We start from the raw sequence: 23,436 nt of genomic DNA, 5'->3' as shown, positions 1-23,436 counted from the left end.
GAATTTAGTTCGATGTTTTATCAGGTAATCCACACAATCCATGAACTCCAATCGCGACAATCACACCACCGAGTAACACTCCGAGTCCTTCTGCAAAGCAGTTGATTCGATGACGTACTTCGGCAGATTGAGCGATCGAGAGTTCACGCGCTCCGGCTCCAGTTCGGCTCAATTGCTCATAGTTGCGATAAGCGCGATCGAGGGCTGCCCATTCTGGAAAAAGATAGAACGTGCTAATGACGATCGCACTTAATCCAGGCACGATCGTTGTCAGTAATAAGAGCAACCCTCGATGGTTCATTAGCGCTTCCAAGTCACTTTCGGCAGAATCTCATCGTGATCAACGCGATCTTTGTATTTAATCGCGAAGTTCAACAATGAATCGAGTAACGAGTCAGAGAGATAGTGAGGCTGCAAGCCTAAATCCAGCAGATTGGTATTTTTCGCGTTGAAGTAATGTTCTTCTTTCTCAATTCGAGGATTGTCAAAGTTTTGAACATCAACTTTCAAGCCCATGGATGACCCTGCTTTCTGAATCATGCTGGCAATTTCGCCTACGCCAAACAGTTCAGTAAATTGATTGAAGACGCGGAATTCTCCGGGCTGTGCTGGAGTCTCGATTGCGAGTTCTACACAGCGCACCGTATCGCGAATATCCAGGAATCCACGAGTCTGTCCGCCTTTTCCATAAACGGTTAGCGGATGTCCGATCGCTGCTTGAATACAGAATCGATTCAACGCTGTTCCAAATACGCCGTCATAGTCGAGACGGTTAATCAGCATCTCATCCATGCCAGTTTCTTCGGTCAAGACTCCGTAGACGATTCCTTGATTCAAATCAGTGGCTCTCAAGCCCCAAATCCGACAAGCAAAATGGATATTGTGCGAGTCATGCACCTTACTGAGGTGATACATGCTGCCGGGCTGCTTCGGATAGGGCAGGGTATCTTTGCGTCCGTTGTGCTCGATCGTAATGTAGCCTTCTTCGATGTCGATATTCGGCGTACCGTATTCGCCCATCGTCCCGAGCTTGACCAAATGACAATCGGGGAAGCGCTCTTTCATGATGTAGAGCAAATTCAGCGTTCCGACGACGTTATTGACTTGAGTCAGAACGGCATGTTCGCGATCGATCATCGAGAACGGGGCAGACCGCTGTTCGCCGAAATGCACGATCGCATCCGGTTGGAACTGATCCATCGCTTTGCTGAGAAATTCGTAATTTGTGATATCGCCGATGAAAAGATCGATCGTCTTTCCGGTAATGTCTTTCCAGCGTTGCAAGCGTTGTTTAATTGGTGCGATCGGGGTGAGGGTATCAATGCATAATTCATTGTCCCAATGCCGTCGCACTAAGCTATCGAGAATGCCGACCTCATGACCTCGATTGGACAAGTAGAGGGCAGTTGCCCATCCACAATAGCCATCACCACCAATTACTAGGACTTTCATCTTGCTCAATCTTTTCTGCCGATACTTTGCCAAATCTATCAGGTTTCGGCACTCAGAAGATCGCTTCTAGCAACGACTTAGAGTGAATCTCACTCTAAACCGCGCTACTCAAGGAAAATCTCTATCCTGGGAATTATTTTTTCACTCGGTCTAAGTATCCTAGATCACGTCATGCTCGGATTTCATCGGCAAAACTCGCCCAGCGCACGAATTCAAATTGTCCTGCAACCGATCCCCAAACTTGCTCATCGGTCTGTGGGTCACGACCGCGATCGAGACTGGTAAACCACGATTCGTTGATTTCAAATTCGCTATCGAGATAGGTTTCTTGCCCTTTGCGAGTGACCATACAAGCCTTGCCGGGTTCGATGCTGCCTTTGAAACTGCTGCCTGTCCAGTGCACGATCATGTTGCATCCCGGCATTTTCTCAAACTGGTCGGGGCTGAGTTCTTTCAGGCGATCGAGGTTGCGGGATGCGCCGTAGAATTTTTCTTCATCGCGCACGTGATAATTTTCAATTTCAATATGATCGGCGTGTGCCACTAATTTCAAGGCGCGCAACCGATAGGGGACATTGAGCATGTAATCGTATGCCTGTTCGACAAAAAATCCAATCCCACCGGGCAGTTCAAAGGGCAACGGGCGCATACACACTCGAATGTGAGCATACATGGGCGGATTTTCAAATGCCTGTTGTTGATTGCTAAAATCGGCTGCCATCCAGCGCGCTAGGGTGGCGATATCGGTAGAGTGTGACATGCGATTTATATATATAAAGACGTGCGACTTAAATTGTAGAACGTTGCGTGGGACAAAGACTTAGCCTTTTAACCCTGTCAGCCGAAAGAGAAGAAACTGTGTAATTTGCACGAGTCCATTGAAATTGTCGTCGCTCACCAAGATGAGACTCTGAGAGCCATCCGGGAATCGTGCTCCTAGAGTCATGCCTTCTAAATTATCGAGCCGTACACCTAACGTATTGAGGTCTAGGAGCAACTCTTTGCGCGCGGTTTGTACGCCTGTCGCATCGCGCAATGTTTCGATCCTGGAAGTATCGCTGGCGGTTCCAGTTTCGACTTGAAACAGTTTCGCTTGAAATCCGCCGAGTCCTAGAGATCGCTCTAAACTCAAAAAGTGTCCGCCCTGGTCGATCGAGAGTAAATCGGTCAATCCGTATTCGATCGTATTCGCGGGTTTGGGATCGAGCGGGTAGGCATGTTCAGAAATCAGAGCAGCGCGATCGCCGATAAACTGATAGTGCAAGATTCGATTCAAAACGCTTTCGCTGCGGTTCGGTAAGGATAAATCTTGAACCAGAGGCGATTCAAGCGCTGCAAATAGGCGATAGGGTTCAGCGGGTGGTGCAGTCGCAGCCCCTGCATTGAGTGACATCGCTTCAAACGCACGATTATTTTGGATACCGCGCGTTTGTTTGATCCCTAATTCATCTGGAAAATAAGCGTCTGGCAGTTTTAGTTTTCGCTTCAGTTGTCCGGTTTGTAGATCGAATTCTCCAAGAAAGGGAGAGATGCTTTGATTCGCTGCACCTTCGCTGGAAATGAAGACGGTTTTCTGAGGAGACAAGGAGATTGCTTCAGCATCGATCGTATTGTTCTGAAACGGCTCCCCGTTCTCATCTTTCAGGGTTGTGACGTTTTGAATTTCAACAGATTGCAGGCGTGGGGTTGAATCGATGTTCAATTTCAGCGTGTAAAACCGTGCAGGGTTACGATCGCTGCGATCGTCTGAGACCGCATAATAAAGATCATTTTTACGATCGTATGTAATCCCTGAGAGTCCTCCGACCGCCGTATTTTGAAATTGCTTATCAGACAAGGTATAGCTGCCCAAGAATTCCGCTTGCAACGGTAAAAACAGTCGATCTTCTGCTTTGACTTGAGGCAGACTGCATCCAGTCAAACCGAGAAAACAACAGACGATCGCAATCCAAGAAACCCAGCGACGCATTGATCTTTCCCTTGAAAATTCCTGTTTCACTTTAGCGCGGATAGCTCAGAGTGTTTGAATTTGTCTGTCTCGATCTCTCGATTCTGATCGAAATATTTCTTGCGCGATCGCATCAGATTCAAGATCTGGATCACGATCGCGCTTCTTTAGACAAGACATTGCAATCCGCGCTGAGCAATTTCAGTCATTTCTTATCAACGAGATCGCATTTCGGATTGCGATTTTAAATTCTCCATCTGGTAAGCGATCGAGAATGTGTTGTCCTTTTTCTAGTAGAAATTGTTTTAGCGCCGGATCTCGATCTGCTTCGGAGAATAAAACTTGTTGGATCAAGTCTCTCTGAGTTGCAGAAGTAGTTGCGACGTTTTGATGTTTGAGTTGACCGAGTAGCTCTTGTAGATTTGAATTGGGATCAATCTGATTTGTGATGAGACTGCGAACTCCATGAGCCGCTTCGCGATACTCAATCTGTCCTGACCCAGCAAGATTGGTAATCGTACTGCCTGAGATCAAGAAATGATTCCCAAAGGGTTGCTGGCTAAAATTCGTTAAGGCTTCGGCTTGCCGCTGCATTGCTTCTGTTTGGGTTTCTACAATGCCGAGTAATCGATTGATCTGCTTATCTTTTGCTTCCATAATCGATCGCAGATCTTCATAAGTACTCTGAACTTGTTGCTCAACCTGTTGCTTAGAGACTCCTTCTCCATGCGTGACTTTGACAATCCAATAATTTCCCCGCTGCTCAATTCCTTTGAGTTCTAGCCCCATGCCATCATCTTCGAGCCTGAACTTCTCAAAGGTAAAGCTCAAAGCTCTCCAATCAATTTGATCTTGAAAGACAAGCTCAACAGCATTGGTCAATTTCTGAAATAGGGACTCAAATTCACCGGGTTGAAAATCGCGATCGCTAGGATATCGATCAGTAGGTTGGTTATTCTCAAACTCTCGATAAACATAATCACATTTCACACCTGTGAGAACAGTTTGCTGATTAAAGCTCCAGTCTTTAATACATGCACCAGTTAAGTCTGCTTGGCTTAAATCTGCATTCGTGAGAATCGATCGTACCAAGATACTGTCGCGCAAATCTGCTCCTCTCAAGTCGGCTCCATCAAGATTTACTTCACTTAAGTTACAACGCCTTAGATCAGCCCCTCTTAGGTATGCTCCACATAGATTTACACGGCTAAAATCAGAAGCTTTACTGCTGCCGACTGTTAGCAATTCTTGAACTTTGGGCAGGTCTAGATCAAAGTACTGATTGTCCACTCTAGCCAAATCGAGCCCTTTGACCTCTCTTAAACAAGTTCGATAAAACTTCCTAGCTCTGAAATCTGTATGTGCTATTTTCGCTCCTGTGAAATCGAGTCTGCTTAGATCTAATCCTTTAAAGGAAGTCCCTCCGATTGCTGCCCAAAAGGTGGCTTTGGGTCTAACCCAACTCCATCTTCCTTCTCTTTCCAGCATTCTCTGGGAAGTAATGAAAGCTGTAATGACTATGCCAAGGAATAATATGACCGTAAAAGCAAAATTTCCAGCTACTTTAGTTTGTGCTGTATCGACAGCAACCCAAACCAGTCCAGTGCTGATTAAAGAGGATGTCAATAACGCAATTAAGCAGCCTCTTAATGTGCAGGCTAGTAATGTAAACGCAATGCACTGCGCGATCGTAATGACTCCTACACAGGAGAAAATCGTTCCAATCGATAGAGAAAGAGAGAATGTAGTAACGTCAAACCCAGGTGCTGTATTAAATAAATAGAGTAATAAGCTAATCACAAAGACTGACAAGAGTGGAACGATGTATACTCTTGAAATTCCTAGGGTTGTAATTGAGAATAGAATCGCGCCTTGCGTTAAAAAGACAAGAGCTACTGCGACGATTGAAATTCGACCTGTTGCAATACAGCATTGCACTAAGATTGTTGCTGCAATCAATGCAATGAGAGAAGCTAGTGTTATAATCGCCGTTGAAATGACGATTAGAAAAAATTTCCAAGCTAAATTCTGGCCTGCTTTTGCACCTCGAAAGTCATTGTGCTGATCATCGATCTCTTTGAAACAGAGACTTTGTATGTCACGAACCATAGAATCGTTCCCTGATGCGGTAGCTTTCTTGATAGAAAAGGTAGATGGATGATGTTCCAAGCTCGTTGATGGTGTTCTGACTATAATTTAATCATAAAAAATAAGATCTCATTGGAAGATGAGATCTTCAGAAAGGATTTTACTATTGTTGTTAAGACTACTCTTTTTTTAGCAGCTTCTTACATATTTCTGCATCCGGAAATGTCTTACAATACCATTCAGGAGGATTGCTTTGAACAGAAGCCTTTCCAATAATTTCAAGTAACTTTGGAATAGCTATATTCAATACCTCTGACAGTTTCTGTAAATTCGCAAAATCTTCGTTGATCCTAGACTCAATCGTTTGAATCGATTCAATTGAAAGCCCTGATCGATCACTTACTTCTTGTAAATTGATGTTCTGCGTATCAAGATATTGTTGAATTCGAGACTCATTCATAGTAAATCTCCCTGATAGAAATACCATGCATTATGGCATGCTACATTGCCTAGACTTGCAGTTGAAGATTATTTCAATTCCTTTCATCTAAAAGCGCCAATCGCTAAGATTGGTTGTGTCACTTCCAAGTCACACTCTAGCTCTAGTAAAGGAATCATGTTCTAAGGTAGTATGGCTTTAGAGCACGACGTGTCCAAGCAGTATAAAATACACTAAAATTACTGTTTGGTACAACCAGGAGCTTGTGGAAATAGTTCGCAAAACCACTCAGCAGGATTTCTATCCGGAGTCTTATTTTCAGTCTTACTTCCAATGGCTTCAAGTAATTTCGAGATAGGTATGTTCAATGCCTTTGCAACTTTCTGTAAGTTAGCAAGATCCTCGATAATCCTTAATTCAAGTGTTTGAATCGATCCAACTGAAAGTCCTGATTTTTCACTTACTTCTTGTAAACTTATATTCTGTGTATCCACAATTTTTTGGATTTGAGATTTATGCATGTTAGTCCTCACCTTAGAAGTAATGTAAATTATGCTACACTAAACTCGCCCAATTTACGTATAGCTTGAAGATTATTTTAATTATTTCTAGCAAAAAATCATATGTTCTCTTAAGATTGCTTTCACTCTTTTTTTGCATCTCCTTCGTTATAGTGAATTGAACCAGTCACAACCATATTGGTGATTGAACTATTAGAGATATTTAAAGTATTTTGAGCAGCAATTGAATCTGATTGATTGATACTGCTTTCTGCTGAATATGCTCGATTTTGGAGAGTCGGCAATTCTGCCTCACTTTGTAGCTTTCCCAACTCTTCTGCAAGCCGTCGAATCCCTTTCGCAATATCTGTGAAAGCACTATCGATGTTGTCCCAAGTTGTTACAGGACGCATATCTCTCGGCAATCCTTGTAGCTTCCCAAATGGCGCACCTTGCCAATCACACGGGCGTAAAATAATTGGAATTACACAAGCTTCCTTCGCTTCATGTCGTACCATTGCTCGATTCACTTCAACATCCCAGCAGTAATCTGATGCTAGAAAATCATCGCTAATGAGCAGCAAAATGATGTTAGCGGTTTCCAAATGGGTGTTGATCTGCTTATCCCATTCATTGCTGGGCAGGATTTGTCGATCGTGCCAAGCCTCGATCTTCCCCAAGCGCTTAAGAATGCTGAGATGGTTGGCTAACTTGTCACGTAGGCTTTCATCTTCGTGGGCATAAGAGAAGAAAACAGTGATGCTCATGATAATTGATGAATCAGAGATAGATACAGAGAGCTTCATGCGCGATCGCACTTTCTCCGTATCTTTTTCTCTGAATCATACTGATCGTTATCGATTTAGGCAAAAGATCGTTACTTCTCGTTCAAAATATGCGTTGGCAAACCATCAATACTGATCTGATTTTTATCATGCCAATACTGTTGGATTCCGGCTTCTCCTTTCTTCTCTGCCCACTCGACGAGCGTTTCTCGATCTCCCAAATGCTCATACAGGGGAACGCCAAATCCGCAAGACGTTTGCACTGCCTCCACAGAAACCTTCACCACCTGTCGCGCCCCTGGTATCGGCTCAAATAATGAATAAAAATCCTGCCAGTCATGATCTCTCGGGCGAATGACACAGCCTGTGCCGTAGAGCCGCAGAATCATCGGTTTCTCGGCGAAACTGCAAAACATAAGCGTCATCCGCCCATTCTCGATCAAGTGAGCGCTCGCTTCATTCCCACTCCCTGTGAGATCCAAATAAGCAACTGTATGAGCATCCAAACATCGAAACGAATTCATGCCTTTTGGAGAGAGATTAATTCGTCCTTGAATCGGCGCAGTTGCAGTAAAGAAAATATGCTGTGCCTGGATAAATTCCTGAAGAGATTCGGTCAGTTCCGGATAAAACTTTGCCATTGAATTAAATGACTGAGGAGCGATTCAAACCTTATCATTTTTCTGGAAATGAATCGCTCTTATTCAGAGCTGATGAGCATGGTGTTAGACCTAAATCAGTTGTAAAGCGAGGTCTGGAGTGTGATTTTCTTAATAATCCCCACTCCCCACTCCCCACTCTTTCTAGCTTTTACAACTCAAGCAGAATCACCTTAATATCCACTAATTTGATGACCCGTTGCCGTGATTGCCTGTTTGAAGGTTTCTTCTGAGGCTTTTCCTTCTACCGTGACTGTTTTTTGCTCCAGATTAATATCTACTTTTGCGTCAGGTTCGTGTGTCAAAATCGTGTCTTTAATATCTTGTGCAGCTTCAGGGCTATTAAGAGTCGGAACGTGTAGTTTGAGTGCCATAGTTATTTATCCATATCGACGCTCTCTATCCTGTTGAACTCTCAGCAAAGTTATCCCTCGCTACAGATAGATTTTGTTGCAGAGTATTTCACTTTCCGGATCGAATTCCCAAGATAGCGGATAACAGAACTACGGCTTGACTGCATATTTTTTGCGACTGCTCCCTATTCAAATTTTATGGATCAATTCAATTGGTAATCCTGTTATGACGATTCAACGTGGCATCGTTGCGGCAAGTTTTCTCGCGTTCGCCTGTGTTCTTCCCGTGCAAGCCTCCTCCGCTCTCTTAACTCGGGGTGAAGTCTACAAACTCACGAATCAAGCGCAATTGCTTCAGCGCAATCGTCCGGCACGTCCAGCTCGACTCTCTGATGTATTAGTGCCCCAAGATGCAATTAAAACGGCAACGCGATCGAGAGCCGAACTCCTCTTTAATGAAGGCTCTCTCGCCCGAATTGGCTCGAATGCAATTTTCCGATTTATCCCCGGAATGCGCGGGTTTCAGTTGCGTAATGGAACCGCTTTGATCATGAGTCCGCCGACTACCGTTGCAACGCGGATTGAGACATTAGATGGAAGTGCGATCGCAGAATTACCTCCAAGCGCGATCGATGCTCCTCCAACCAGCGAGCAATACCAGACTCGCAGTTTAGCCATGGTAGTTCACGTCGATGGTGCAAACAATAAAACTCAGTTTTTCAATCTCACGAATAATCCAATCAAGATTTTAGATAATAAAGGCAACTTCATTGTGATTAATGGTGGAGAAACCGTAACAGTACAAAATGGCGTGATTGGGAAAATTAATACCTTTGACTTGAGAAAGTTTTATCAAACGAGTTCACTTTCGACAGGTTTAGCACCCGCTCAAGAAAGCTTGATTGCTCAAGAGCCTGCGAAAGTTCAAGCCACTTTAAATCTGGTGCGCGTTGCCACGATCTCAGCGTTAAATCTGCAAGCGCGCAAACTCGAAGGACTCTGCACCTTAAATGCTCGGGGAGGAGCAAGCACGCTCAGCACAAATTGCATCACAACCGATTCTGATGATCCGCTCCGAGACTTTCAAGATCGGCGCGATGTCACCACCCCTCGACCTGAACGGCAACCGCCTGTAGATGTCGTTGTCCCACTCACTCCACCCCCCACAACTCCACCCCCTACAACTCCACCCCCCACAACTCCAGCGACCAATCCAAATTCTCCAACTGGCGTTCCTGTCTTCGTTCGCCCCAACTGATTCACCTGGTAAATTCCAATGCGCTACATTCTCGCTGTACTCACGCTTTTGGCAACGCTAGGAACTATTTCCCCTAGTTTTGCTCAGCCTGATCCGGTGTCTTCTCCGATCGATCACGCACCGACAGATGATATTCAGCCCCTCGACCCCGAAGATACTCAATCTGAACTCGGAGAAATTGAAATCATCGATCGACCTGCCCAAACTCGTCGTCAACCAGATGTGCAGTTGCTTGTGCGATCGTCGGTGTTTTCTAGCTCCAATATCACCGCACTTGAAGCCCTGAAACAATCCGATACTGTTTTCACAAATACAGCGCACCTGCTGATCACACCCAAGCTCGGCGAGAATACAAGGCTAATTGCTTCAGCAGGAGGTGGAATTGTCCGATTTGCGTCTGAAGGCGATTCTAACTACAACATTGAGCAGTACAACATTGCGGTTCAACAAAGACTTGCACCTGGAACATTTGGACAGTTGGGATGGGTACAAGATACCTTGCGCCGCCCAGGGAGTGGTGATTTGCTGACGCGAGATAATGCGGTGCAGTTGATTGTGGGACGGCAAGATCAGTTAGGTAAGCAAGCTCGATTGGATTCGTTTTATGAATTTCGATCGAGCTTTACGAATCCAAGTGAAGACAGTCGGATTACCAATACGATCGGTACAAGATTGCGCTATGACATTTCACCGCAAGTGCAGGGCGCATTAGATTATCGCTTGTCGTTTAAGAATTTTACGCAAGGCGTTTCTCGTTCAGATACCGAACATCAGATTAGTGCGATCGTGATTTACAACATTAATCCAGATGTATTTTTAGCCGGATCTGCGTCGTATTTGTTTGGACGATCGTCAAATGCTGCGATCGATATAAACAATCTGTCATTCGGGCTGAGTTTGGGCTTTAACCTGCCCCTCTTCTAGTAGAGTGAATGATTGGAAACTTTTTTATCGAAACCAATCATGAACGCAGACCCCGTAACATTGATGAAACAGCAAGTCGGTTATGCCGCTGCTGCCAAAGTCCAATCCAATTCGATCGTCGGATTGGGGACTGGTTCTACGACTGCTTATGCGATTCAGGCGATCGGAGAACGGCTTCAATCTGGCGATCTGCAAAATATCAAGGGAATTCCCACCTCGTTTCAAGCGATCGTTTTAGCGCGTCAGTACGGAATTCCTTTGGTCACTTTGGATGAAGTCGAGAAAATTGATATCGCGATCGATGGTGCAGACGAGGTAGATCCGCAAAAAAATCTGATTAAAGGTGGCGGTGCCGCTCACACTCAAGAAAAAATTGTCGATAGTTTAGCCGACCAATTCATTGTGGTTGTCGATAGCGGCAAATTGGTGGATCACTTGGGTTCAACGTTCTTGCTTCCGGTTGAAGTGTTGCCGATGGCAGTAACTCCGGTGATGAAAGCGATCGAGAAACTAGGCGGTAAGCCTCAGCTTCGCATGGGCGTGAAGAAAGCAGGTCCGGTTGTCACGGATCAAGGCAATCTCGTTATTGATGTGAAGTTCGATCGCATTGATCAACCCGCCGAGCTAGAAAAGACGTTGAATAACCTTCCCGGTGTGCTAGAAAACGGCTTGTTCGTCGGTGTAGCAGACATCATTATGGTGGGCGAAGTCAAAGATGGGCAGCCGAGTGTGAGAGAGTTTTAAACGGTTAGATTGGGTGGGGGAATAGGGAGAAAACTAGCAATGGCTCTTGCTCCCCACTCCCCACCGTTTTCAACTTGACGAACAACTAGCCGATATCAAATCAGGCTGCTCCAAACTCTGCTTGCAAAGCATCATCGTTATCATCAGCGATCGTTGCCACAATTGTGATCAGCCGAGAAATTTCGCCAGGAGATAGCTCTGCAACAGTTCGAGAAGAAACGACTGCGACTTTGGAATCGACGATCGCAAAATGCGCTTCAAACGTACTGAGCCAATTCATCTCAAGTAGCTTTCGCATCAATTGCGGCTCGTTTTGGACGGGAAGATTCAGAATATGTGCCCAAACAGAAAATGCATCATCGTCAGAAGTTCCGGTCAGTTGCACAAATGTTTCTACGCTGCCGTATTTGAATTTCCATACAGAGCTGCCCTCACTGTGGCTCACCATTGCGCTCTTGTTTTGATCCAAGCTACCAATGACAGTTTCAATCACTTCTATAAGCTTGACCCCTGTAATCGCAGCTTCTTCAGGCGTTTCAGTTTCGAGATCAGGTTGGTAAGTTTCCATAAGCAAATAGGTCTAGAGTCCAGTTTAGAGTTACGGTAGCGTTTCCTGATAGGGATTGCCCTAGTCTTGGGGATTTCTTTACTTTTAGCAGGGAAACCAAGGTTTGAACCATTTTGTCTGTCTATTGGTAGAGATAGCAAATGCTTCACCTGAGAGATGAAAGGATTTGGTCGATCGCGGAATAGTTGAGAGGCTAAGCGATAAAGGAGAATTATTATGCCGATCGCCATCCGGGATGACGTGGTTTATATCATGCTGAAAAAAATCGACGAGAGCGATCAAGGGCCAGGGCCTGATCCGGTGAAATTTGATGAAACTGATTTTGCAGGGATCAAGCTGACTCCCGTTGATCTGCTAGGACATTTAGATTTTCTCAATCAACGCCAGTACATCAATGCTGAATTTTCTGGAAATGCTTATGGAAACCAGGATGATGTACCGAATGTTGTCGATCGCGAAGAGTTTGGTTTGAGAATTGCCAATACATATGGCGCAGAAGATGGTCCGTTGCCCCATCTGATTGAGTTCAAAAAAGCTGAACTGACTGAGAAAGGTCGGAAAATGCTCGAAGAAATGGAAGCTAAGCCGCCTGAATCTCTGCAATCTGGGACAACTGTTCCGATCGCGACAAAAGATACGCCATTCCTTGAAAAAGTAGCGCTCAAAGGCGGATTTTCTGACCTCTATGATGCACGCGATGTGACAGAAGTCGTCTTCCGAACCATGCGCGACATGATGACGAATGAGGCAGTTGAGCATGTTTCAGAAGAGTTACATGTTCCTCTCGACGAAGGTAATCCTGACAGAACGCTTTATACGGCGACTCCACTAGCAACGGAAGTTTCCGATTTGTGGGAGGATACCAATCCGATCGTGCATTTCCTCAGTCATATCCGTCCACCGTTGAAGATTAAGTCAGAGACTTTCTTGTTCCGAGTCAGACAAGAAGGAGGATTGCAGCCGAATACGTCACCAGAGCAAGTTGTTTCAGCAGTCTTTTCAGCAACGAAAGATGAGCTATCACAGGAGCGAATTCAAGAGGTTGCAAGTTTCTTGCCAGATGAAATTCGTCGCTTGTGGGAGACGGCTTAATTACGTAGGGAGTGGGGAGTAGGTCTCTACTCCCCCACTCCCCTACCGCTTAACTCTCACCTTACGATCGGGATTTTGCTTCCTCACCCACGCCAAAAACTTTGCCATCGCTGGATCATACTTCAAGCGCTCAACTGTATTGAGTTCTTGAGCCAGTTGGCGATTGTCGAATAGAGTATGAATTTGGTGATGGCAGGCAGGGCAAATCTCGATCGTTTCACCCGGATCAAGTTTTTTGCGTTTGGTATGCTGTCTGGGAACTAGATGGTGTTCAGTAAGTGCGGGGACATCGCGATCGCAAAGCTGACAATGCATGAAGCTAGAAACAGTAACTTTCTTCTAGCCTAGCGCTCACGAACTTGAATGGATGCCACGATCGCGCAATTGCTTGACAAAAAATTCTTCGAGCGATGGACGAGCCAACGACATCGAAATTAGCTGAGCATTCATCAAAGCTAGACTGTCGATAAAATCGGCTGCTGCACCGTTGAGATGTCCTGACCAAAGCCCATCCTGAAACTCCATGTCTGGCAGCCACGGCTGCAACATTTCTGGTCTACCGCCTTTCACCATCACATAATATTTTTCAGCCGTTCCAAGGAGTTCTTGCATCGAACCTAGAGCAATGAGTTCGCCTTGAGCAAGTAAAGCAACGCGATCGCAGATCTTCTCCACATCGGATAGCACATGACTATTAAAGAAGATAGTTTTGCCCTGAGCTTTGAGTGACACAATAATCTCTCTCATCTGATAGCGACCGAGCGGATCGAGTCCAGACATCGGTTCATCGAGAAAGACCAAATCTGGATCGTTGATTAATGCTTGTGCCATACCGATGCGTTGTAGCATTCCTTTCGAGTATTGCCGCAACTGTTTCTTCTTCGCCGCAGATTGAGCGAGACCGACGAGATCTAACAGCTCAGGAATGCGTTTCTTTTGGCGCGATCGCTCAATTCCGAACAAGTCTCCGGTGTAGTTGAGAATTTCCCAACCCGTTAAATAATCGTAGAAATAAGGATTTTCAGGCAAATATCCAATCCGCTGTTTGACAGCACGATCGCCCAAAGATGCACCTAAAATCGTGGCGCGTCCTGAAGTGGGGCGGACAATGCCAAGTAGAGTCTTGAGTAACGTGGTTTTTCCGGCTCCATTTTGTCCGAGCAGCCCAAACGTCTCTCCCTCGTATACTGTGAGACTTACAGAATTGAGAGATTTCACTTTTTTATTCATCCAGAACCCAGTGCGGTAAGTCTTACTGAGTTCGTAGGTCTGAAGCGCGATTGAGCGTTCGATCGTGGGAAGTTGAAGGCGAGTTGCAACAGCAGAATCCATAAGTGCCTCGATCACTACTGAGTAGCCATTTAATCACTCTTTACAATTCCCGCTTCAGCATTTTTTGCGATCATGCGACTCGATACTTCTATATTTTGTAAACTTTGTTTAGAAGCTTGGGGAAATGATGATGAATCGATCGAAATTTGTCGCTGTGATGACTGGGATTATTTCTTTGATTTTGGGCGTGGGCTACTTGCTGCTGGTGCAGTTGTTGGACTTTCGAGGCGAGATGCTTCCGGCTCCGATCGAGATGATTCCGCTGGGCTGGTTTTAGTCGCAGCAATTCGTCTCGGAACTTCATACGTCCAAAAATCCGAGGCGAGTTCTGTATTCGGAAAAATTGCTCGTGCTTCATCGAGAAGATCGTTGATACCGATCGCATTTCCCGGCGCATATCTCGGGCTGAAATGCGTCATGATCAAAGTCTGCACTTGAGCGAGTAATGCCGTCTGCGCTGCCATTGTCGAAGTTGAATGCAGCCGTTGAAATGCCATCTCGGCATCTTGATGGGCAAAGGTGGCTTCATGAATCAGCACATCTGCACCTTGAGCCAGTTCGATCGCGCTTTCACAAAAAACAGTATCCGTACAATAAACAACCTTTCGCCCAATTTCTGGCTCACCGCAAAGAATTTTGCCATCGATCGTTCGACCATCTTCTAGCGTGACGGTTTCTCCGCGCTTCAACTTTCCATAAATTGGGCCGGAAGGAATTCCTAATTCTTTGGCAAGCTCAGCCTTGAAATGTCCTGGACGATCTTTTTCAGTAATGCGATAGCCAAAAGCCGGAACCCGATGTTTCAGCAACTGACAGGTCACTGTAAATTCTTCATCCTCAAACACCAGCCCCGGACTAACCGGATGAAACTTTACAGGATAAGAAAAATGCGTCTGCGAGTAGCGTTTACAGGCTTTGAGATAGGGATCGAGATCCGGTGGCCCATAAATATCGATCTGTTGAGGATTTCCGGCAAGTCCACAACTTGCAAGCAATCCCATTAAGCCGAAAATATGATCGCCATGTACATGCGTGACAAAAATTCGGCGAATCTGGCTGACTCGCAAATCACTGCGCAGAAACTGGTGCTGCGTGCCTTCTCCACAATCAAATAGCCAAACTTCAGCCCGCTGCGGCAAGCGTAGCGCGATCGCACTGACATTCCGCGATCGTGTGGGTACACCAGAACTCGTTCCCAAAAATGTGATCTGCAAAGCCGACTCACCTGAACTCAATACACTATCTTCATACTGCCACAGGAACTTGCCTGTAACCGAGGCGGTCAGAGCCAAAGAACCGATGAAAATTTCATGTGGTTTCCGTGATCCGGATTACAGCCGAGACGAAGTGACATATATTAACAAATGTTAGAAATTCGAGAAATCGTGGCAGATTGATCCAGATAGCCTCGTGTGACCGCTGTTTGTTGTTAGTGAAAACCCGTAGCAATATGGTTAATCAAATGAATTTTCGATCGCCCCTTTCGTCTCTAGCCGCAAAACTAAATCGTCCGAAAATTTGGGGTTTTGCGCTCTTACTTTGGGCAGTGCCCTTCATGCCTGCTGAGGCAAGAGAGACTGTGAATTTAAGAGTCGCGATCGAGAATGGAGTTTCGCAAATTACTGTTGGCAGTTCGACCAATGCTCAAGTGTTAGATGCGGCTGAGACAACGTTGCTAGGCGAAATCCAAGGCATGAACGGTTTTGCTGCACAGGCACAAAATGGTCAAGTGGCATTAGACAAATGGCGATCCGGTGCCCTTACGATTCGACCGAAAGATAACGGTGTAGTCTGGATTGGCAATCGTTGGTATCGTGGCACTGTGCGGCTGATTGCTTCAGGTGGCAGTTTGACCGTTGTAAATAATGTTGAATTAGAGCAGTATTTGCTCAGCGTCTTGGGCGCAGAAATGAATGGCAACTGGCCGAAAGAAGCGCTCAAGGCTCAAGCTGTAACGGCTCGGAGTTATGCCTTAGAAAGACGTGAGTCATCGATTCGGGCGGGAAAACCTTACGATCTCTACGATACTCAGACCTCTCAGGTTTATAAAGGGCTGCAAACTGAGTCACAAGGCACACTGCAAGCAGTTGCCGAAACGGCAGGACAAGTTTTAGTTCACAATGGTCGATTGGTGGAAGCGTATTTCCATTCGTCTGCCGGGGGCTGTACAGAACCCTCTGAAAATGTTTGGTCATCGTCGCGCCCTTATCTGCAAATGGTCAAGAACGACTTTGATAAAGGCACACCAGTCAGTGAGTGGTCAAGAACGCTTTCTGCGGCTGAGCTTGGCAATATTTTTGGGGTGGGAACGGTTCAACAAGTGATTCCAGTGCGGGCGACAGCTTGTGGACGAGTTCGAGAAATGAGAATTGTGGGCGATCGTAAAACGGTCACGGTTTCCGGTGAAAGAATTCAAAGTGCTTTGAATCTGAGAAGTACCTTATTCGCATTTAACCCTCAACAATTGGCAGCGAGCAAAGCTGGTGGCAAACCTTCAATGCAATTTGTGGTGAATGGTCGAGGATTTGGTCATGGTGTCGGTATGAGCCAATGGGGAGCTTACAACATGGCACGTCAGGGTAAGACTTATCTGCAAATCTTGGCGGAATATTACCGAGGTGGCGCTGGAGTGACAACCATTAAAACTGACCAATAATCGTGGGCGATGTGTAACTTTCAACTGCTAGGACATGAAAAAGTCGCACATCGCCTGAATAGTAAAATTTGTTGCCTTTCGAGGAGTTAGAGTTTTTCAAGAACTCTAACTCCTCAATTGTTTAGGGTTGAGATCGACCTTCTAAACGGCGCTGCCATTCTGCATCGATTTGCGCTGATCGATCAATGTCTTGTTCAATCAAATCGCGATCGCTCGAATAGATTACATCGGATTCTTGAATCACATGCTTCGCTGCAAATCCACGCGCATACGCTAGCTTTTGCTGAATCATTGAACTGGCTTGAGTGAGGAAGTTCGCACGAGATTCGCGATCGTGATTTCGGGTCAAAATTTTCTGATTTCGCCCTTTGATCCAGAAATATCGAATCGCTGGAATAGTGAGAAATGCGGCACTATAGCCGAGCGAGAGAAAGGCAAGAATTTTAAGCGCACCTCCACTGACGATCGCCGTCAGCACGAGTGCGAGAACCAGCAACGTTACACCCAGCCCGATCGCTAAAGTAATTTGTCCAGAACTCGCCTGACTAAACTGATAAAGCGACTCGCGCAAAAATGCTGGCAACCATTGCCGCTCTTCACGTGCCACCGTTGTTTGAAGCGATGGAAATTGATAGATAAATTGTCCCTCTGGACTGACTTCAGGACGACCATCAAAGCGCGCCAACACGGGCAGCATGTACTGTTCGTATTCTTGCTCGGATTGCGTCCCCAAATCGTCTAAGTACGGGGCAATTTGCTCTGAAATTACTGCGCCTTGATGAGTCTGGATTGTTGCTGCGATCGCTTGCCAACGTCGATTTTCTAAATCCGCATTCGGGTTGCCATCTCCGAATAAAAAGGAATAAATCGATTCGAGGAAATTTAATTCACTCTTTTCGCGGGTTGGACGACGCTGGTTGTAATCTGGTGTGAAAATCCAGAAGAAATCTGGACTAAACCAGATATTCGGCATGTCGAAACCGCCGCCATTGTTATCATCGCGCGAAGAATTTGCTGCGATCGTAATCGCAAGAATTGCTAGAAATGAAGCGAGGATTAACAGAACTAAAACAATCCCGAAGGAAATCCGAATCAGGTAAAACAGAATTCGCCAAATCTTTTCCCAGCGTTCTTGCCATCGCAAGCGCGCATCTTTCTCACGCAGAATACTACGAAAATTTTTCGGAAACTGGTAGACTACATCTCCGGATTCTGCAACTTGCAAATGTCCGCCCGCTTGAGATGCGAGGACAAGCAATCCTTGTTCTGCCAGATTGATGTTTAAGCCTGCTTGCGACGCGACATCCCCAACGGTGGCGCGATAGTTGAGAGATTCGATCGCTTTTAAAATCGCGGCATTTGGTGTGGCTGACATTCGCTGATTTCCCTATGTCGGACTTCTCTTCTCTCAGTATAGATCTTTGAAAAATTGACGGTTTTGAGAACATGAAAGATCTTTCATAAACCGTTCATTTGTCATTCATCCCCGAGTCCGATAGTAGAACCTGTGAGGCAACTGAAACCTTCAACTCACGGGAAACAACGATTTATGAAAAAGTATCTCATTCCTTTGATTGCTCTAGGAATTGGTGGCAGCGCGATCGCATTCAATCTGCTGACTCGTTCTTCTGATTCGATCAGTCAACCGCCGAGTATCATCCAACCTGTTCAGGCTCAATCTCCCACGGCTCAAGATAAACCGATACTCGTTCAAATTCATGCGGATTGGTGTCCCGCGTGCAAAACACTCGCCCCCATTGTGACTTCATTACAACAGCGGTATCAAGGTCGGGCAAATTTTGTGATCTTAGATGTGACCGATCGCGGGAAGACTCAAGCCTCAGAAGCCAAAGCACGAGAATTGGGACTATCGAGCTTCTTTGCTGCGAACAAGTCGCAAACAGCAACGATCGCGCTGATTAATCCAAAAAATGGTCAAGTCATCCAGACATTTCGCAAGAACTTCGACACTCAAGCTTATGTGAAGGCGATCGACAATGCCATCACTCAAGTCCGCCAGCGATGAAATTTCAGAGGTCGGAGTCTTACGGAAACTCCGACCAACATCCTTGAAATGTGGAGAAGAATTTGCCATGACCTTATCGAAAAAACCGTCTCGCCTTGATCGTCTCAAACAATGTGTAACGTCAAGCGCTTTCTTTTACACTGCATTGTTTTTGAGTGCTGTTGGACTCGCACTGATTGCGCCTCACTTTGGCAGCCTCTATGAGTTACTAGGACAGTGGGTTTCTCAAATTGAAAATCCCTATTACCAATGGTTTCAGCAGCAAAATCTGAGTAATGCTTTCGTGTTGATTCCACTTGCATTTTTGGGTGGTTTACTTGCGAGTATTTCGCCTTGTGTACTCTCATTGCTCCCTGTCAATCTCAGCTATATCGGAACACTCAATATTCATTCACGTCGAGATGCCGCAACGAAAGCAGGACTCTTTACGCTTGGAGTGATCACAGTTTTTAGCTTACTGGGATTGTTCTCGTCATTTGCAACGGCTGTGCTGGTTGATTTTCGAGGATATATCAATATTGCAGTAGGGGCGTTGATTTTTCTCATGGGGTGCAGCTTTGCAGGTCTATTTCACTTACCTCTCCCTAAGTTGAATCCATCAGTATCGAGTGCAGGTTCCTATGGCGTAGGAGTGACATTTGCCTTAATTAGCTCGCCTTGCTCTAGTCCTGTCTTGTTTGCAGTCTTAGCAGCAGGAGCCGCAACCGGATCGCAATTCATCAGTACGGTTACGATGGTGAGCTATGCGATCGGGTATACAGCCGTGATTTTCTTTGCAAGTCTCTATACAGGTCTGGTCAAACAGAGCCGCGCTTTACTTCAGCATTCTGAATGGGTTGTTCGTCTCGGGAGTGCAGCCTTGATTCTTGCAGGCGGGTTTTATCTGGTGAGCGGAATTCATTGGTTTCTGTAAAATTTGAGGTAAAATCCAAATGTCGCATCATCGGCAGGTTGCAATGAAACAGTATCGGAAGCAGCAGAGCTTTGTTGGTGTGCGATCGCGGATTTTAGCTTGGTACTTTCTACTGACGGCTAGCATTACTTTCGTTTCAGTCTATGCAACCTATAAAATCTTTTGTGACTCGACTCAGAAAGAGCTAGGCGGACAGCTTCAGCGAGACATTCAAGCATTTGAGCAGTCTAGCGTTCAACCTTCCAATCCAGAAGCGCTAACGCAAGCGATTCAAGCCTTCTCAAGCCGTCAAGTTTCGACTCCAAACCGTTATCTACTGGTCTTCTCCAAAGGTCAGATTCTCCATACTCCACAATCTGCACAATTTGTCCAAAACAACCAAGCTGTACTCGATCGCTGGAAGCAACTCCCTGAAAATGCTCCTCAGCAGCTTGATGGTTATCTCGTCTCAGTTATGCGTCCGCTGAATGGGCAACCAGGAAGAATTATTGCGGTGCATGATGCAACGATGCAGTATCACATGGCAGAGCTAACGCTGAGACTTGTCGTGCAAGTGACTTTAGTTGGGCTGATTTTGTTTAGCGCGATCGCGTGGCTCACGGCTGGAAAAATTCTCTCTCCTTTGCGCCAAGTGACAGAAACGGCTCGAAACATCAGCGAAACGGATCTCACTCAACGGCTTTCAGTTCAAGGAAAAGACGAGATTGCTGAACTCACGCTGACGTTTAATCAGATGCTCGATCGACTTCAAGCCGCATTCACAAGCCAGCAAGATTTCATCAAAGACGTAAGCCATGAACTGCGAACGCCGATCACCATCATTCAAGGACATCTAGAATTACTCGGAGACGATCCAGAGGAGCGCCGAGAAACGATCGCGCTTGTCCGAGACGAACTCAAACGGATGAATCGATTTGTCAGTGATTTACTCTTGTTGATGCGAATTGAGCGTCCGAACTTCTTACGAGCAGATCACTATGATGTCGCAACCTTAACAGAAGAAATTTTTGCGAAAGCTGAGGCATTGGCAGATCGAAGCTGGAAACTTGAATCGGTTGGAACGGGAGAAGTTTTCTGCGATCGACAACGCATCACCCAAGCTGTTCTCAATCTCGCTCAGAATGCAAGCCAGTACACGCAAAAAGGCGATGTGATTGCAATTGGTTCTGCAATTGTTGAAGAAACCGTCCGATTTTGGGTCAGAGACACGGGTGAAGGAATTGATCTCGATGATCAAGCTCGAATTTTCGATCGCTTTGCACGTGGGTCAAATAGCGAGCGACGATCTGAAGGGTCAGGTTTGGGATTATCGATCGTACAAGCTATTATCAAAGCTCATCAAGGTCATATCGATCTCTGTAGCCGACTTGGAGAAGGTTCGACATTTACAATCACACTGCCGCTGCGAGGAACGCATTGATGAATCGGATCTTAATTGCAGAAGATGAATCGCGAATTGCAGCCTTTTTAGAGAAGGGATTTCGAGCAAATGGATTTACTTGCACGATCGCAACGAATGGACACGAAGCGATTGGCATGGCACACAGCCATGATTTTGATTTACTGATTTTAGATTTAGGGCTTCCAGGGAAAAACGGCTGGCAAGTCTTGGAAGAAGTACGAGGTAGAGGTGAACGACTGCGAATCATTGTGCTCACAGCACAGGATGAAGTGGAAGATACAGTTGCAGCCTTAGAGGGCGGGGCAAATGACTATGTGACTAAACCATTTGAATTTACAGAACTTCTTGCTCGCGTGAAAGTGCAATTGAGAGATAGCGTGATTCTCAAAAGTAAAGCAGGCAAAGAAACAACGTTTCAAGCGGGCGAAATTGTGCTGGATTTGCTCACGCGGCAGGTTTGGCGAGGCAGCACCTTAATCGAAATGTCTTCTAAAGAATTTGCCTTAGCCGAGGTATTTCTCCGTCACCCGATGCAGGTGATGAGTCGGGAACAATTACTCGATCGAGTCTGGGGATACACCTATGATCCCGGATCAAACATTATTGATGCTTACATCAAGCAATTGCGAAAAAAATTGGGAAGTGAAACGATCGAAACCGTTCGAGGAGTCGGCTACCGACTTCGGGTATGAGGATACTTCAGCGGTCGAATCTTTTGGAATCTATCAAGATTGGAGCGCTTGAAAGATGAGCATGTTCATATAAAGCACGATCGCTGCTACCAACACATTTCTGCCTGAGTAACAGCGATCGCAATCATGGCTAATTTTTCTAACCTAACCAACCTTTTAACCGTTCTGCAATCTGAGGGCGGCGCAACTTGCGCATTGCCTTACTCTGAATTTGGCGCACCCGCTCTCGTGACAAGTTGAACATACCGCCAACTTCTTCAAGCGTGCAAGGCTTACTCGTCGTCAATCCGTAGCGCAAAGAAATAATATCTTTTTCGCGCTCGGTTAAGACATTGCCCAATACCTCCCAAATCTCTTGGCGTAACATCGTTTCACTCATCTGAGATTCGGGTGATTGAGTATCGCCATCTTCGAGTAAGTCCATCAATTCTGTATCTTCGCCTTTCCCCACTCGGTGATTCAGCGATAACGACTGACGACGGACTTGATGTAAATGCTGCAATTGCTCAACGGTCAATTCTAAAGATTGAGCCAGTTCTGCTTCGGTCGGATTGCGATTTAACTCTCGTTTCAAGTCGCGATGCGCTTTCTTCAGCTTATTCAGCTTTTCGACAATGTGAATCGGTAAGCGAATCGTACGAGCATCATTTGCGATCGTTCTGGTGATCCCCTGACGAATCCACCAATATGCATAGGTCGAAAACTTATATCCCTTATCGGGATCAAACTTTTCTGTTGCGCGGTTGAGTCCCAATGCACCTTCTTGAATCAAATCAAGAAACGGCACGCCGCGATTTAGATACCGTTTCGCGATCGACACGACTAAGCGCAGATTCGATCGAATCATCTTCCGTTTCGCTACTCGACTCCGGTGTAAGCGATGATCCAATTGCCGTTCAGTGAGTCCAAAGTGTTCAGCTAATTGAGCCTTGGTAGGAGCATGACCTAATTCTTGATACAGCTTGCGTCGAGCGCTATCGACTTCAACTAAGTACTGTACCCGTCTTGCAAGCTCCACTTCCTCATCCGCTTTCAGGAGTGGATACCGTGCCATTTCTTTAAAGAAAGCTCCCACTGCATCATCGGCAACGGTCTTGTTATAGCCAGAGGAGCGAGCTGATGCGATTTGATCGACCTCATCCTCTGATGAATTTCCAACAGACGTAAGCTCAAGAATATCCGGCTCAATCTCGATCGGGGTGCTGTCTTCTAAGTCAGCTTCTAATTGCAATGAGTCTACTGAATCTAACTCAGCAACGTCCATTGCAAAGTCCATATCCTGAGAGAGGGCTACGGTTGGGGAACTGTTGCTTTGTTCGCTCATAGTGTTATATCAATGAAGTTTTACAGGGGGGCTATTTGAGCTAATTTAAGTGTCAAACTAGACAGAACCTTAAGTCAGCGATCGACAGTTTTGAATGCTATGTTTTCGTTTCAATTTATAAATGACAAAATAATCAACTCCTCCTGAACTTATGACGAATTTCGGCGTTTTATAGAAACTTTTTGGAAACTTTTAGAAATGAGTTGAGATTTGGAGATCAAATCACTCACTTCGTCCACATAGGCTGGCATGATCCCCAGCAATATAGTTCAGCGTGGATG

Annotated in this window: 25 protein-coding genes; 9 read left to right on the top strand and 16 right to left on the bottom strand. The window is 45.7% G+C overall.

Annotated elements, in window-relative coordinates; translation table 11 throughout:
• Positions 1-4: 4 nt before the first annotated feature.
• From OU814_RS28360 to OU814_RS28315, 10 genes are all read right to left on the bottom strand, one after another.
• Entirely contained in the window at positions 5-301 is a 297-nt protein-coding gene (locus OU814_RS28360) for a hypothetical protein (protein ID WP_268242907.1), read from the bottom strand.
• Positions 301-1,452 carry an NAD-dependent epimerase/dehydratase family protein gene (locus OU814_RS28355; RefSeq protein WP_017288574.1) on the bottom strand — a complete coding sequence of 384 codons (1,152 nt, stop codon included), beginning with the start codon at positions 1,450-1,452 and terminating at the stop codon, positions 301-303. Before OU814_RS28355 ends, OU814_RS28360 begins: the two co-directional genes overlap by 1 nt.
• Before the next feature lie 169 nt (positions 1,453-1,621).
• Positions 1,622-2,212, bottom strand: coding sequence for a chromophore lyase CpcT/CpeT (locus OU814_RS28350; RefSeq protein WP_017288573.1), 591 nt, complete (start codon positions 2,210-2,212; stop codon positions 1,622-1,624).
• Between the two features lie 60 nt (positions 2,213-2,272).
• A complete protein-coding gene (locus OU814_RS28345; RefSeq protein WP_268242906.1) occupies positions 2,273-3,421 on the bottom strand; it encodes an esterase-like activity of phytase family protein in 1,149 nt (382 codons plus the stop codon).
• A gap of 180 nt (positions 3,422-3,601) precedes the next feature.
• Positions 3,602-5,509, bottom strand: coding sequence for a pentapeptide repeat-containing protein (locus OU814_RS28340; protein ID WP_268242905.1), 1,908 nt, complete (start codon positions 5,507-5,509; stop codon positions 3,602-3,604).
• Positions 5,510-5,666: 157 nt separating this feature from the next.
• Positions 5,667-5,948, bottom strand: coding sequence for a helix-turn-helix domain-containing protein (locus OU814_RS28335; protein ID WP_268242904.1), 282 nt, complete (start codon positions 5,946-5,948; stop codon positions 5,667-5,669).
• Between the two features lie 218 nt (positions 5,949-6,166).
• Positions 6,167-6,448 (bottom strand): helix-turn-helix domain-containing protein, encoded by a 282-nt coding sequence (locus tag OU814_RS28330; RefSeq protein WP_268242903.1) that lies wholly within the window; start codon positions 6,446-6,448, stop codon positions 6,167-6,169.
• 122 nt (positions 6,449-6,570) lie between these two features.
• Positions 6,571-7,194 (bottom strand): toll/interleukin-1 receptor domain-containing protein, encoded by a 624-nt coding sequence (locus OU814_RS28325; protein WP_268242902.1) that lies wholly within the window; start codon positions 7,192-7,194, stop codon positions 6,571-6,573.
• Between the two features lie 110 nt (positions 7,195-7,304).
• Positions 7,305-7,853, bottom strand: coding sequence for a pyridoxamine 5'-phosphate oxidase family protein (locus tag OU814_RS28320; protein ID WP_268242901.1), 549 nt, complete (start codon positions 7,851-7,853; stop codon positions 7,305-7,307).
• Positions 7,854-8,044: 191 nt separating this feature from the next.
• Positions 8,045-8,245 carry a heavy-metal-associated domain-containing protein gene (locus tag OU814_RS28315; RefSeq protein ID WP_017288566.1) on the bottom strand — a complete coding sequence of 67 codons (201 nt, stop codon included), beginning with the start codon at positions 8,243-8,245 and terminating at the stop codon, positions 8,045-8,047.
• Between the two features lie 205 nt (positions 8,246-8,450).
• Here OU814_RS28315 and OU814_RS28310 point away from each other — a divergent pair, with 205 nt between their 5' ends.
• The 3 genes from OU814_RS28310 to rpiA are packed head-to-tail and all read left to right on the top strand — an operon-like array spanning position 8,451 to position 11,150.
• Positions 8,451-9,482, top strand: a complete 1,032-nt coding sequence (locus OU814_RS28310) for a hypothetical protein (protein ID WP_268242900.1) — start codon at positions 8,451-8,453, stop codon at positions 9,480-9,482.
• A gap of 18 nt (positions 9,483-9,500) precedes the next feature.
• On the top strand, positions 9,501-10,406 hold the full coding sequence (locus OU814_RS28305) for an outer membrane beta-barrel protein (protein ID WP_268242899.1): 906 nt from the start codon (positions 9,501-9,503) through the stop codon (positions 10,404-10,406).
• A 39-nt stretch (positions 10,407-10,445) separates the two neighbouring features.
• Positions 10,446-11,150 carry a ribose-5-phosphate isomerase RpiA gene (gene rpiA / locus OU814_RS28300; protein WP_017288563.1) on the top strand — a complete coding sequence of 235 codons (705 nt, stop codon included), beginning with the start codon at positions 10,446-10,448 and terminating at the stop codon, positions 11,148-11,150.
• A gap of 100 nt (positions 11,151-11,250) precedes the next feature.
• On the opposite strand, the gene OU814_RS28295 is transcribed toward rpiA, so the two are convergent.
• Positions 11,251-11,718 carry a YbjN domain-containing protein gene (locus OU814_RS28295; RefSeq protein ID WP_190648085.1) on the bottom strand — a complete coding sequence of 156 codons (468 nt, stop codon included), beginning with the start codon at positions 11,716-11,718 and terminating at the stop codon, positions 11,251-11,253.
• Positions 11,719-11,934: 216 nt separating this feature from the next.
• Here OU814_RS28295 and OU814_RS28290 point away from each other — a divergent pair, with 216 nt between their 5' ends.
• Positions 11,935-12,810, top strand: coding sequence for a DUF2267 domain-containing protein (locus tag OU814_RS28290; protein WP_268242898.1), 876 nt, complete (start codon positions 11,935-11,937; stop codon positions 12,808-12,810).
• Positions 12,811-12,852: 42 nt separating this feature from the next.
• Here OU814_RS28290 and OU814_RS28285 read toward each other — a convergent pair whose 3' ends face one another.
• The 3 genes from OU814_RS28285 to OU814_RS28275 form a co-directional block, all read right to left on the bottom strand.
• Positions 12,853-13,125: an HNH endonuclease gene (locus OU814_RS28285; protein ID WP_268242897.1), complete on the bottom strand. Its 273-nt coding sequence runs from the start codon at positions 13,123-13,125 to the stop codon at positions 12,853-12,855.
• A gap of 36 nt (positions 13,126-13,161) precedes the next feature.
• Complete coding sequence (locus OU814_RS28280) at positions 13,162-14,142, bottom strand: ABC transporter ATP-binding protein (RefSeq protein ID WP_268242896.1); 981 nt, start codon at positions 14,140-14,142, stop codon at positions 13,162-13,164.
• Positions 14,143-14,309: 167 nt separating this feature from the next.
• Positions 14,310-15,434, bottom strand: a complete 1,125-nt coding sequence (locus OU814_RS28275; RefSeq protein ID WP_326498337.1) for a ribonuclease Z — start codon at positions 15,432-15,434, stop codon at positions 14,310-14,312.
• Between the two features lie 158 nt (positions 15,435-15,592).
• Here OU814_RS28275 and OU814_RS28270 point away from each other — a divergent pair, with 158 nt between their 5' ends.
• On the top strand, positions 15,593-16,798 hold the full coding sequence (locus tag OU814_RS28270; RefSeq protein WP_017288557.1) for a SpoIID/LytB domain-containing protein: 1,206 nt from the start codon (positions 15,593-15,595) through the stop codon (positions 16,796-16,798).
• 121 nt (positions 16,799-16,919) lie between these two features.
• Here the strand turns inward: OU814_RS28270 and OU814_RS28265 are convergent, their stop codons facing one another.
• Complete coding sequence (locus OU814_RS28265; protein WP_268242895.1) at positions 16,920-18,173, bottom strand: hypothetical protein; 1,254 nt, start codon at positions 18,171-18,173, stop codon at positions 16,920-16,922.
• Between the two features lie 174 nt (positions 18,174-18,347).
• On the opposite strand from OU814_RS28265, the gene OU814_RS28260 reads away from it, so the two are divergent.
• The 4 genes from OU814_RS28260 to OU814_RS28245 are packed head-to-tail and all read left to right on the top strand — an operon-like array spanning position 18,348 to position 21,831.
• On the top strand, positions 18,348-18,824 hold the full coding sequence (locus OU814_RS28260; RefSeq protein ID WP_268242894.1) for a thioredoxin family protein: 477 nt from the start codon (positions 18,348-18,350) through the stop codon (positions 18,822-18,824).
• Positions 18,796-19,737, top strand: coding sequence for a cytochrome c biogenesis protein CcdA (locus OU814_RS28255; protein ID WP_017288554.1), 942 nt, complete (start codon positions 18,796-18,798; stop codon positions 19,735-19,737). Before OU814_RS28260 ends, OU814_RS28255 begins: the two co-directional genes overlap by 29 nt.
• Before the next feature lie 19 nt (positions 19,738-19,756).
• Positions 19,757-21,157, top strand: coding sequence for a sensor histidine kinase (locus tag OU814_RS28250; protein ID WP_268242893.1), 1,401 nt, complete (start codon positions 19,757-19,759; stop codon positions 21,155-21,157).
• Positions 21,157-21,831 carry a response regulator transcription factor gene (locus tag OU814_RS28245; RefSeq protein WP_017288552.1) on the top strand — a complete coding sequence of 225 codons (675 nt, stop codon included), beginning with the start codon at positions 21,157-21,159 and terminating at the stop codon, positions 21,829-21,831. The genes OU814_RS28250 and OU814_RS28245 overlap by 1 nt, the downstream gene beginning before the upstream one ends.
• Positions 21,832-21,970: 139 nt before the next feature.
• Here the strand turns inward: OU814_RS28245 and OU814_RS28240 are convergent, their stop codons facing one another.
• On the bottom strand, positions 21,971-23,155 hold the full coding sequence (locus tag OU814_RS28240) for an RpoD/SigA family RNA polymerase sigma factor (protein ID WP_017288551.1): 1,185 nt from the start codon (positions 23,153-23,155) through the stop codon (positions 21,971-21,973).
• Between the last annotated feature and the right edge of the window lie 281 nt (positions 23,156-23,436).

The organism is Leptolyngbya sp. GGD (assembly GCF_026735145.1).
In the GTDB taxonomy this organism is placed as follows: Bacteria; Cyanobacteriota; Cyanobacteriia; order Leptolyngbyales; family Leptolyngbyaceae; genus Leptolyngbya; species Leptolyngbya boryana.
This window is presented reverse-complemented; position numbering and strand designations above follow the sequence as displayed.

Excerpts from the sequence above, each read along its gene's own strand:
- OU814_RS28345 (WP_268242906.1), bottom strand. The coding sequence starts at position 3,421 with ATGCGTCGCTGGGTTTCTTGGATTGCGATCGTCTGTTGTTTTCTCGGT.
- OU814_RS28340 (WP_268242905.1), bottom strand. The coding sequence starts at position 5,509 with ATGGTTCGTGACATACAAAGTCTCTGTTTCAAAGAGATCGATGATCAG.
- OU814_RS28255 (WP_017288554.1), top strand. The coding sequence starts at position 18,796 with ATGCCATCACTCAAGTCCGCCAGCGATGAAATTTCAGAGGTCGGAGTC.
- OU814_RS28330 (WP_268242903.1), bottom strand. The coding sequence starts at position 6,448 with ATGCATAAATCTCAAATCCAAAAAATTGTGGATACACAGAATATAAGT.
- OU814_RS28280 (WP_268242896.1), bottom strand. The coding sequence starts at position 14,142 with ATGGATTCTGCTGTTGCAACTCGCCTTCAACTTCCCACGATCGAACGC.
- OU814_RS28335 (WP_268242904.1), bottom strand. The coding sequence starts at position 5,948 with ATGAATGAGTCTCGAATTCAACAATATCTTGATACGCAGAACATCAAT.
- OU814_RS28315 (WP_017288566.1), bottom strand. The coding sequence starts at position 8,245 with ATGGCACTCAAACTACACGTTCCGACTCTTAATAGCCCTGAAGCTGCA.
- OU814_RS28260 (WP_268242894.1), top strand. The coding sequence starts at position 18,348 with ATGAAAAAGTATCTCATTCCTTTGATTGCTCTAGGAATTGGTGGCAGC.
- OU814_RS28285 (WP_268242897.1), bottom strand. The coding sequence starts at position 13,125 with ATGCATTGTCAGCTTTGCGATCGCGATGTCCCCGCACTTACTGAACAC.
- OU814_RS28325 (WP_268242902.1), bottom strand. The coding sequence starts at position 7,194 with ATGAGCATCACTGTTTTCTTCTCTTATGCCCACGAAGATGAAAGCCTA.
- OU814_RS28355 (WP_017288574.1), bottom strand. The coding sequence starts at position 1,452 with ATGAAAGTCCTAGTAATTGGTGGTGATGGCTATTGTGGATGGGCAACT.
- OU814_RS28245 (WP_017288552.1), top strand. The coding sequence starts at position 21,157 with ATGAATCGGATCTTAATTGCAGAAGATGAATCGCGAATTGCAGCCTTT.
- OU814_RS28250 (WP_268242893.1), top strand. The coding sequence starts at position 19,757 with ATGTCGCATCATCGGCAGGTTGCAATGAAACAGTATCGGAAGCAGCAG.
- OU814_RS28350 (WP_017288573.1), bottom strand. The coding sequence starts at position 2,212 with ATGTCACACTCTACCGATATCGCCACCCTAGCGCGCTGGATGGCAGCC.
- OU814_RS28310 (WP_268242900.1), top strand. The coding sequence starts at position 8,451 with ATGACGATTCAACGTGGCATCGTTGCGGCAAGTTTTCTCGCGTTCGCC.
- OU814_RS28270 (WP_017288557.1), top strand. The coding sequence starts at position 15,593 with ATGGTTAATCAAATGAATTTTCGATCGCCCCTTTCGTCTCTAGCCGCA.
- OU814_RS28305 (WP_268242899.1), top strand. The coding sequence starts at position 9,501 with ATGCGCTACATTCTCGCTGTACTCACGCTTTTGGCAACGCTAGGAACT.
- rpiA (WP_017288563.1), top strand. The coding sequence starts at position 10,446 with ATGAACGCAGACCCCGTAACATTGATGAAACAGCAAGTCGGTTATGCC.
- OU814_RS28240 (WP_017288551.1), bottom strand. The coding sequence starts at position 23,155 with ATGAGCGAACAAAGCAACAGTTCCCCAACCGTAGCCCTCTCTCAGGAT.
- OU814_RS28320 (WP_268242901.1), bottom strand. The coding sequence starts at position 7,853 with ATGGCAAAGTTTTATCCGGAACTGACCGAATCTCTTCAGGAATTTATC.
- OU814_RS28360 (WP_268242907.1), bottom strand. The coding sequence starts at position 301 with ATGAACCATCGAGGGTTGCTCTTATTACTGACAACGATCGTGCCTGGA.
- OU814_RS28290 (WP_268242898.1), top strand. The coding sequence starts at position 11,935 with ATGCCGATCGCCATCCGGGATGACGTGGTTTATATCATGCTGAAAAAA.
- OU814_RS28265 (WP_268242895.1), bottom strand. The coding sequence starts at position 18,173 with ATGTCAGCCACACCAAATGCCGCGATTTTAAAAGCGATCGAATCTCTC.
- OU814_RS28295 (WP_190648085.1), bottom strand. The coding sequence starts at position 11,718 with ATGGAAACTTACCAACCTGATCTCGAAACTGAAACGCCTGAAGAAGCT.